Source organism: Lactiplantibacillus songbeiensis (genome assembly GCF_005405125.1).
Taxonomy (GTDB): domain Bacteria; phylum Bacillota; class Bacilli; order Lactobacillales; family Lactobacillaceae; genus Lactiplantibacillus; species Lactiplantibacillus songbeiensis.
The window spans coordinates 107,391-115,635 of sequence record NZ_BJDL01000017.1; the positions used below are offsets into that span (position 1 = coordinate 107,391).

12 protein-coding genes are annotated in these 8,245 nt (G+C 43.7%); 10 read left to right on the forward strand and 2 right to left on the reverse strand.

The window, feature by feature from the left end; genetic code table 11:
* Positions 1–41 precede the first annotated feature (41 nt).
* The 6 genes from FFM77_RS07045 to FFM77_RS07070 are packed head-to-tail and all read left to right on the forward strand — an operon-like array spanning position 42 to position 4,972.
* A complete protein-coding gene (locus tag FFM77_RS07045; RefSeq protein WP_137635063.1) occupies positions 42–800 on the forward strand; it encodes an ABC transporter ATP-binding protein in 759 nt (252 codons plus the stop codon).
* 14 nt (positions 801–814) lie between these two features.
* Positions 815–2,608: an FtsX-like permease family protein gene (locus FFM77_RS07050; RefSeq protein ID WP_137635064.1), complete on the forward strand. Its 1,794-nt coding sequence runs from the start codon at positions 815–817 to the stop codon at positions 2,606–2,608.
* A gap of 22 nt (positions 2,609–2,630) precedes the next feature.
* Positions 2,631–2,909: a hypothetical protein gene (locus FFM77_RS07055; protein ID WP_137635065.1), complete on the forward strand. Its 279-nt coding sequence runs from the start codon at positions 2,631–2,633 to the stop codon at positions 2,907–2,909.
* Positions 2,910–2,938: 29 nt separating this feature from the next.
* Positions 2,939–3,310, forward strand: coding sequence for a GntR family transcriptional regulator (locus FFM77_RS07060; protein WP_137635066.1), 372 nt, complete (start codon positions 2,939–2,941; stop codon positions 3,308–3,310).
* Complete coding sequence (locus FFM77_RS07065; protein ID WP_137635067.1) at positions 3,307–4,182, forward strand: ATP-binding cassette domain-containing protein; 876 nt, start codon at positions 3,307–3,309, stop codon at positions 4,180–4,182. The genes FFM77_RS07060 and FFM77_RS07065 overlap by 4 nt, the downstream gene beginning before the upstream one ends.
* A complete protein-coding gene (locus FFM77_RS07070) occupies positions 4,172–4,972 on the forward strand; it encodes an ABC transporter permease (RefSeq protein WP_137635068.1) in 801 nt (266 codons plus the stop codon). The genes FFM77_RS07065 and FFM77_RS07070 overlap by 11 nt, the downstream gene beginning before the upstream one ends.
* Before the next feature lie 46 nt (positions 4,973–5,018).
* Here the strand turns inward: FFM77_RS07070 and FFM77_RS07075 are convergent, their stop codons facing one another.
* The gene (locus FFM77_RS07075; protein ID WP_137635069.1) at positions 5,019–5,489 is read right to left on the reverse strand and encodes a universal stress protein; all 471 of its coding nucleotides are present in this window, start codon (positions 5,487–5,489) and stop codon (positions 5,019–5,021) included.
* 194 nt (positions 5,490–5,683) lie between these two features.
* On the opposite strand from FFM77_RS07075, the gene FFM77_RS07080 reads away from it, so the two are divergent.
* Positions 5,684–5,923 (forward strand): hypothetical protein, encoded by a 240-nt coding sequence (locus FFM77_RS07080; protein ID WP_137635070.1) that lies wholly within the window; start codon positions 5,684–5,686, stop codon positions 5,921–5,923.
* Positions 5,924–6,237: 314 nt separating this feature from the next.
* Entirely contained in the window at positions 6,238–6,660 is a 423-nt protein-coding gene (locus FFM77_RS07085; protein ID WP_137635071.1) for a GtrA family protein, read from the forward strand.
* 59 nt (positions 6,661–6,719) lie between these two features.
* Here the strand turns inward: FFM77_RS07085 and FFM77_RS07090 are convergent, their stop codons facing one another.
* On the reverse strand, positions 6,720–7,193 hold the full coding sequence (locus FFM77_RS07090) for a hypothetical protein (RefSeq protein ID WP_137635072.1): 474 nt from the start codon (positions 7,191–7,193) through the stop codon (positions 6,720–6,722).
* A 181-nt stretch (positions 7,194–7,374) separates the two neighbouring features.
* Here FFM77_RS07090 and FFM77_RS07095 point away from each other — a divergent pair, with 181 nt between their 5' ends.
* Together FFM77_RS07095 and FFM77_RS07100 are read left to right on the forward strand one after the other, a co-directional pair.
* The gene (locus FFM77_RS07095) at positions 7,375–7,698 is read left to right on the forward strand and encodes a hypothetical protein (RefSeq protein WP_137635073.1); all 324 of its coding nucleotides are present in this window, start codon (positions 7,375–7,377) and stop codon (positions 7,696–7,698) included.
* Between the two features lie 259 nt (positions 7,699–7,957).
* Complete coding sequence (locus FFM77_RS07100) at positions 7,958–8,143, forward strand: hypothetical protein (RefSeq protein WP_137635074.1); 186 nt, start codon at positions 7,958–7,960, stop codon at positions 8,141–8,143.
* Positions 8,144–8,245: the final 102 nt, after the last annotated feature.

Sequence of the window (8,245 nt, forward strand, 5' to 3'; positions counted from 1 at the left end):
TTAACTAAATAACAAACGAAGCGTTAAAAGGAGAACTGATTATGCCTAACACACCAATTATGACGGTTGCCAATCTACACAAGACTTACGGGAAAGCCGGCAGCAAACAATATGAAGCCTTAAAGGGCATCGATTTTACAGTCAACGAAGGGGAATTCGTTGGTATCATGGGAGCTTCTGGCTCTGGGAAGACAACCTTACTGAATATGCTAGCAACTTTGGACCAACCCACTAGTGGCGAGGTCACCATTCATCAACAGCCGATTACCCATTTAAAGGGAAATCAATTAGCAGACTTCCGGGCCAAAGAAATCGGCTTTATCTTCCAAGATTTTAACTTACTCGAAACGATGACCGCTTATGAAAATATTGCCTTACCATTAACGTTACAAAACGTGGCCATGAAGCAGATTAAGCCGGCCGTAGAAAATGTCGCTAGTCAATTGGGGATCGCTGAATTCTTGACCAACTATCCGAATGAACTTTCCGGTGGTCAAAAGCAACGGGTCGCTGCGGCTCGGGCCCTCATTAACCAACCAGCCATGTTATTCGGTGATGAACCTACTGGGGCATTGGACTCCAGCTCAGCGCGCGAATTACTCGACTTATTCAGTAAAATCAATCGTGAACAGGCCGTTTCCATCTTGCTGGTTACGCATGATCCTTTTTCCGCCAGCTACTGCCAACGCATCTTATTCATTAAGGATGGTCGAATTGGCCAAGAACTAAAACGCGGCGACTTGCCGCGTAAAGACTTTTACCAACAAATTCTTGACACTTTAGGGACGTTTGAACAATAGAAAGGAGCCTTTCCATGTTAACTAAACTTGCCATGACCGGCTTCAAGAACCGCTGGCGCGACTACTTAGTCCTTTTTTCTGGCTTAATCATGTCCAGCGCTATCTTCTATATGTTTGAAGCCTTAGCCACTAACCAAAGCTTTTTAAAAGCCAACACCGGCATCAGTCTAGTCAGTATCATTTTCCAATTTGGGTCCGTGTTACTAACCATTATCACCTTAGTCTACATCGGCTATGCCAATTCATTCTTACTCAGTATGCGCAAACGTGATTACGGTCTCTTTATGCTCGTTGGGGCCCGTAAAGGTAAGATTGGCCAACTGATTTGGCTTGAAACGCTACTCGTTGGCGTCGTGGCGACATTAGCCGGTATCTTGTTCGGCACCCTCTTAACGATGGGCATTAGTCAGCTACTAATTAACAGTCTGGGCCTGACCTTGCACCACTTGGCCGCCTGGTACTTCCCGGCTGCTTTAAAGACATTGATTTTATATGTCGGCTTATTCTTGCTGGCTGGCTTATTTAACTTAATCACCTTGACTAAGACCCCGGCCTTAAAACTATTACACAGTAATGACCAACCCAATCGGCCACAACTTAAGCCCGTTTGGCAGGCCATCCAAATTATTGGTGGCACCTTGCTCATCGCGGTTGGCTATTGGTCCATGGCCAACTTAGATAAGCTGCAAATGCTCGGCATTGGGATTGCGTTAGTCACAATTGTCATGGGGACTTACTTCCTCTTCAATGCAATCTTTGTTGGCTTGATTGTTTGGCTGAAGCACTTCGCTGTTGCTCATCGTGGCTTGAATAACTTTACGTTATCCCAATTGAGTTTCCGGATTCATAACTATACGAAGATTCTCTCAATCGTGGCTTTATTATTTGCCTTAGCTTTAGGTGCCATTACAACCGGGATGGGCTTCCATCGCCAAGTGCCAATGATGGCTAACGCCAGCAACGCGTATGATCTCGCTTTGGTTAATCCAACTAAAACGGAACGTGATCAGATCCGCGCTTTAAACCCAAAGACACAAACCGATTATCACTTTAAAGTTGCTAAAAAAGCCGTTTACTACCAAGCTAGTGAATTCAATGCGCATCCTTTTACCACGTTAAACATGCGCGGTAAAAATCAGTTAGCCTTTAAAGCCGTCGATAATTCAGCTAAACAATTACAAAAGAGTCAGTACAGCTATCAGTTAGGTCAATTGCAAACCGATGGCAATCAACTAAAGGCCGCTGTCTTCTTAACACCTAGTGCTTATCACAAGTTGGCCCAACCCGAAAAAACATTAACGGTATTTGCTACGAAAGACGTCATCGCCAACTTACCAGCACTCAAACGTTTGGTTAAAACGGCAGCTAAACATGACGCCAACTACAAAGTCGCGACGAACTTAGGTGGTCGTTACGCCGCTTACTTACAAATCAATAGTATGTATTCCGGCTTGCAATTTATGGGCTTCTTCTTGGGCGTGGCCTTTCTTGCCATGTTAGCCAGTTGCTTAATGTTCAAGATCTTGTCTGGCGCCGCCGCTGACCAACATCGCTACCAGATGCTCGATAAGTTAGGCACCACCCATCGACAATTGACGGGTGCAATTCGCAAAGAAATCGCCGTCTTATTTATCTTGCCAGGTATCGTTGGCGTCGTTCATGTTTTGTTCGGCTTACAAATGTTTAAATTTTTAATGGTCACCTCACCTTATACGGGAATTTGGTTACCATTCCTCATTTTTGCTGGTCTGTATTTAATTTACTATCTGATTACCGTCAAGATCTATCAACGAATCGTCTTGCAATAACCTTTTGGAGGAGGGATGAATCATGGTATACTTTGGATTAGTCGCGTTATTAATCGTTATTACCCCGCTGCATCGCTATGGTTTAGCGAATCGGCACGCATTTTGGCTGGGGAGCCTGATGCCGTTGCTTTGGCTAGGCACTAATGGGCTATTAGCCAGTTTGACCGTTTTTGAACATCAAGACAGCTTATTAGCAGTCTTGGGGCTGTTACTCTTACTATCAAGCTGGGTCGCCGCCCGCATTGATCGCGCCGAACGGCAATTAACCAACCCGCATCACCACAAGCTGGCAGCTAAATAACGGTTATCCCACTGCAATGAGGTGAAAATATGCAGTTCAATTTTAATAGTACCGAACCGATTTACTTGCAAGTTGCCGATCAAATCGAAGAAGCCATCTTCGCCCAAAGCTTTGCGGAAGGTGAACAGGTCCCTTCGACGACCGAAATTTCCAAAGAGTTCCATATTAATCCCGCCACCGTCTTAAAAGGCATGAATATTCTCGTCGACGCCCAGCTGATTGAAAAGCGACGTGGCGTGGGGATGTTCGTTGTCCCTGGCGCCCAAGCCCAAATCGTTGAGAAACGGCGCAATCAATTTTATGACGACTACGTGAAAAACTTAGTCAGTGAAGCCCGTAAGCTTCATATTACGAAACAAGAATTAGCACAATTAATCGAACGGGGGTTTACCACACAATGAGTATTCAACTGCAAGCTATCACTCAGCAGTTCCATGGGCAGACAGTCCTTGACAATCTTAACCTGACCATCGAACCGAAAAAGATCTATGGGCTCTTAGGCCGCAATGGTGCGGGCAAAAGTACGTTGCTGAACATTATCAGCAATCGTCTCTTTCCCACTAGTGGTACTGCAACCCTAGACGGTGAAACGTTGCACGACAATGACCAGACTTTGGGCCAACTATACTTGATGAGCGAAGTGAATATGTACAATGACCATAGTCGCTTAAAAAAGTTGATTGACAGCACGGCTTTATTCTACGGTGATTTTGACCGCGCCTATGCCACCCAATTAGCCGCTAAATTCGGGCTGAATTTGACGCAACGTTTTGGTAAGCTGTCAACCGGCTATCGCACCATCTTTAAGCTGATCATTGCTTTGTGTGTCCCCGCCGATTATATCTTTTTAGACGAACCCGTCTTAGGCTTGGATGCCAATCATCGTGAACTTTTCTATCAAGAACTTATTGACAGCTATACGAACCGCCCGCGGACTTTTGTGATTTCAACCCACTTAATCGAAGAAATCGCCAACTTGATCGAACACGTCTTTATCTTGGATCAACACCAAATTATAGTGAACGGTAGTGTCAGTGATATTTTAGACCGGGCCTACATGATTACGGGACCCGACGCCGATGTGACCGCGTACACAAGCGGCCTGAATATCATCGGTCAAGATCACCTCGGTGGCATTACCGCCAACTATGTCTATGGTGCTTTGGAAGATAATCGGCCAATTCCTGATACAGTCACCGTGGAACGACTCGACTTGCAAAAGCTCTTCGTCAACTTAACAAATGCTAAGGAGGCCGCAGCACATGTCAACTAAACGCTGGGCAGTCACCCGTTATCTCTTCATGGAGCAACTCCAATTGTTGTGGCGGACCTATGCGTTTATCTTAGTCGCATTCGTCATCTTACCATTGTTATTTGCTATTTTGACCGGTAATTTAAGCCACTATTCATTTGGCAGTACCTTAACAGACCTCGGTATCGGTGCCGTCTTTGGCTTCTTTATCCTGGTCACAATGTCTTTGACCTATGATAACTTCAAGCTATTTATTCAAAATGGCATTTCACGGAAGACTTATTGTCAAGCCAAAGTCATCAATCTGATTGGCTTGAGCTTCGGGATGGAAATCATCTCAGCTTTATACAATTTCTTAGTAACCGCACCAGCGCGTGGTCACAGTGGTCAAGCTTTTTTAGACACAACCGTTTATAGTTTGTATGACCACTTTCTAGGCACAAACTTATTCGTCAATATTTTAGGCTATATGGCCTTTAACTGGATCTTCTTCATTGGTCTAGGGCTAACCGGGATGGCCATTGGCAGTATCTTTGCCCTACTAACCAAGTTCGCCCGTAATATTGCCATTATCGCCATTCCTGTTTTGGGTTTCTTCTTGTTGGTCTTTCTTTCCAATACGTCGACCAGCCCTTCCGATTATAATTTAGACGGGCTTGTCAATTTTCTGAAGTTCTTAATGGGCTACCACGCTAATGCGCAGCCGGGCTACTTTAATCCGACTATGCCGATGCTCACCATGATGGTTGGTTGCGTCATCATGGGCGCCATTGCCTATTACTTTAATCAAAAGCTTAAGCTTAAAAAATAGCCTCAAAAAAAGTTCTGGCCGCCAATGGTCAGAACTTTTTTTGAGGCTATTTTGCTAATTGCGTATTATTTAAATCAGTTTTAACGACAATGACATCAGTTAAGGCATTGCGTTGCACATAAGTGGTAACGGAACCTTCTAAGACCCGTTCCATCGCATTCAACCCAGTAGCACCCATCATGATTAAATCATTGTGATGATCACGGATGAAATCTTGCGAAATGATTGGTTTCGGGCTCCCCATCCGGATATGAAATTCAATATCATCAAAGCCATCTTTTTTAATCTGGTCAACGGCTTTTTGTAAATAAGCTTCTGAATCTTGAACGAGTTGATACGTAATATCACCATCAGCTAAACCGGCTAAATTGTAACCGAACTGACCGGGATCGATCACTGATAAAACGTCAATATGGGCTTGGTTACGCTTGGCAACTTCAACGGCCTTGTTTAACGCAGACTCCGCCTGCTTGGAACCATCCATGGGAACTAAAATATTCGTATATTCTTGTAACATGTGCGCCACACCCTTTCAATCTACTATCTTTATTTTAACATTTATCGTTCATGAATGCGTTCTCAAATGTTAGATTTGCTTGTTACCAACAGTTAAGTGGCCGAACAACCGCTTTTACACAACATTTACACAAACAAAGTGGTTAATTTACATTGAGCGCCTACAATGAGGATATTCCATGAGGAGGCGGTCCCATGTTAGCAACACTTAAAGTACCCAATGGCGTTATTGTTAGTCAAACCATCGTTATTAATGGTGAGGTCACCTATCAAATCATTCTGGCACTAAAACGCCATCGTGCACGGCCGTTCAGCGTTAAAGTTCAAGCCTTAACCACACTCGGCCACACAACCGTTGCCGTCGAACATTTTACGGAATTAAGTGATGCCCAAGCCACTTTTGAAGCTTATTTTAACGATTTAGCTGAAAAGTAATCGTTCGCCACTTTTATCCCACTCAAATTGTGCTAGGATTAAAATATTAATAAAAACGGTTAGTGCTAGTTGAATTTGCCACTCTGGTTGGGCCAGAATCGGCTGGAACGTGGTGGCCACGTTTGTGAGCCAAAGAGCGGTCTCACAAGCCGGGCTTTATCTAAGTCGGAAAAACACCGACCAAGATAAACGACACCACTGAGCCAATTCAGGCCCGTCCGGCGTTAAATAACTGACTATATTTTGGTTAACGACAAATCAGTCATTGTCACTAAACTCGGACTAACCGCGACTAAATGAGTTGGGGTAACGACATGATAAAATTAATCACACAGCTATGGCAACGCTATCACAGCGTTTTAGCTTATCTAATCTTTGGTGGTCTGACGACTGTCGTAAACTTTGTGGTTTTCTGGTTATTTAATGATTTAATCCAATGGCCTTATTGGCTCAGCAACGTCATTGCCTGGCTATTATCCGTCCTATTCGCCTATGTAACAAATAAGCTGTGGGTCTTTGACGCTAAGACACCGACTTTAAGCAGTCTCTTAAAAGAAGCCAGCTCGTTTTTCGGCTTTCGCTTATTAAGTTTGGGTGTTGATGAAGCCATCATGGTCATTGGGATTTCCGTCTTACATGGTAATCCTTTACTAGTTAAGTTAATCGATCAAGTCGTCATTGTGGTCATTAACTGGTTCTTTAGTAAGCTATTTATTTTCAAAAAACGAACCGAATAAAAAATAAAGGTCTGCGGTTTAGCGTAGACCTTTTTGTGTGCCCCGAGTAACATTAACCACTAGCCGAGCTTCTTATTTTCAGTATGTAGCATCTCTAACGTCTGTAAGACTTCATCAATGTTAATACTATCCCAGTTATAAAAGTTGAACTGGCGACCGCCCTTCATCTGGATTAACAAATGGCGCGCCGTCGTCTCATAGCCATTCCGAAGTTCATTTTGAGTCGTTGACATCTCATAGTATTGCACTTGTGCCAGGTTAATGACAATTTCACCAATCCGCACAAACCGGGGTCCCCCTGGCGTATTCGTAACCGGAACGACCATCCGGGTCCCATCATGATGATGTTGCTTGATCTTAACCGCCGTTAAACCAGCCGCCGTTAGCTCAGGGGTAAAATAAAATTCTTCACCTAACTGAATTGGCCCGACTGGTGGTGCCGCTGACAACGCAAACTTAAAATGCCGTCCATGAAAATCGGTTAAAATGCCTTGATTCAGGCTAATGTTTATTTTAGTCACATGCCCAATCATCCTAATCTCCTCCCTTCACCGATTACCGATAATCTACCACGATTCTTGATCAAGTTCTCACGATTTCCCCGGATTCACATCTTTTTGAGTAGCTTGTTAATAATGATTGTTTCGGCGAACTAACCAATCATGTAATTGTGCTACACTAAAGTTTAATAAAACCTAATCTGGAGGGATTTTGATGACATTTTCCGCTGACGAAAGCGATTATTTAATCGAACTATTAACCACTCATTTATTCACCCTACTTAGTCGAGTGACCCGCTGGCAGACCCATAGTCTGTCCCAAGCCCAATATGATCGGCAAGTTACCGAAACCTTGACCCCTAATGTGAAAATGTTGCAAAGTTTATTGGCTAAATTAGCTGCAACGGCTGGTGATCAAGAACAGTTGGCCGCTTTAAAAGTTGGTCTCACAAAATTAGTGGCTGCCCAAACTTACCAACTGACAACTGAACAATTGGCTTTGGCCAACGAACGGCGGTTGAGTCGACATCGGCGATAGGACTTGATTGGGCTAAATAATGCCATTCTATTTTATTTGTCGAAACATGCTTTGATCAACTGACCACTGCGCTTGCTACGCCAAACAACCATCCGGAAAAACACCGGATAATTGTTTGGCTAGGCCATGCTCATGGTCAACCCGTTGATAAAAGCACTCTTAACAAAAAATTCAAATTTCAATCACGAGATAGCAATTTTTACTCGTTACAATAGACTCATAAACTTGAAAAACGTCGACATGAAAGAAGGAGGGTCCCATGTTTCTAATAGTCTATTGTGCGCTCGCAATCGCGGTTTTCTTTTGGATCTTTGGTTTCACGAAAGCGGCAATCATCGTTGGCCTACTGACGCTGGCGCTAATGGGGTACTCCTTCATTCGCCGTCAGCTTGCCCGTAAACGCGCGTTAAAAAACAACACCACGACCACTAAAAGTCGTGGCTAATCAATTAAAGCTAATAAAAAAAGTTCCTCGATTTAAAATTGAAGTGCAACACCTGCTCTACTAGACCAGTTCTTTATTCAGACTAGTCAAAAAGGCCATGAA

Bases quoted from the DNA above. Each gene is read 5' to 3' on its own strand.
- FFM77_RS07100 (WP_137635074.1), top strand. From the start codon at position 7,958: ATGTTTCTAATAGTCTATTGTGCGCTCGCAATCGCGGTTTTCTTTTGG.
- FFM77_RS07070 (WP_137635068.1), top strand. From the start codon at position 4,172: ATGTCAACTAAACGCTGGGCAGTCACCCGTTATCTCTTCATGGAGCAA.
- FFM77_RS07080 (WP_137635070.1), top strand. From the start codon at position 5,684: ATGTTAGCAACACTTAAAGTACCCAATGGCGTTATTGTTAGTCAAACC.
- FFM77_RS07060 (WP_137635066.1), top strand. From the start codon at position 2,939: ATGCAGTTCAATTTTAATAGTACCGAACCGATTTACTTGCAAGTTGCC.
- FFM77_RS07095 (WP_137635073.1), top strand. From the start codon at position 7,375: ATGACATTTTCCGCTGACGAAAGCGATTATTTAATCGAACTATTAACC.
- FFM77_RS07050 (WP_137635064.1), top strand. From the start codon at position 815: ATGTTAACTAAACTTGCCATGACCGGCTTCAAGAACCGCTGGCGCGAC.
- FFM77_RS07065 (WP_137635067.1), top strand. From the start codon at position 3,307: ATGAGTATTCAACTGCAAGCTATCACTCAGCAGTTCCATGGGCAGACA.
- FFM77_RS07085 (WP_137635071.1), top strand. From the start codon at position 6,238: ATGATAAAATTAATCACACAGCTATGGCAACGCTATCACAGCGTTTTA.
- FFM77_RS07075 (WP_137635069.1), bottom strand. From the start codon at position 5,489: ATGTTACAAGAATATACGAATATTTTAGTTCCCATGGATGGTTCCAAG.
- FFM77_RS07045 (WP_137635063.1), top strand. From the start codon at position 42: ATGCCTAACACACCAATTATGACGGTTGCCAATCTACACAAGACTTAC.
- FFM77_RS07055 (WP_137635065.1), top strand. From the start codon at position 2,631: ATGGTATACTTTGGATTAGTCGCGTTATTAATCGTTATTACCCCGCTG.
- FFM77_RS07090 (WP_137635072.1), bottom strand. From the start codon at position 7,193: ATGATTGGGCATGTGACTAAAATAAACATTAGCCTGAATCAAGGCATT.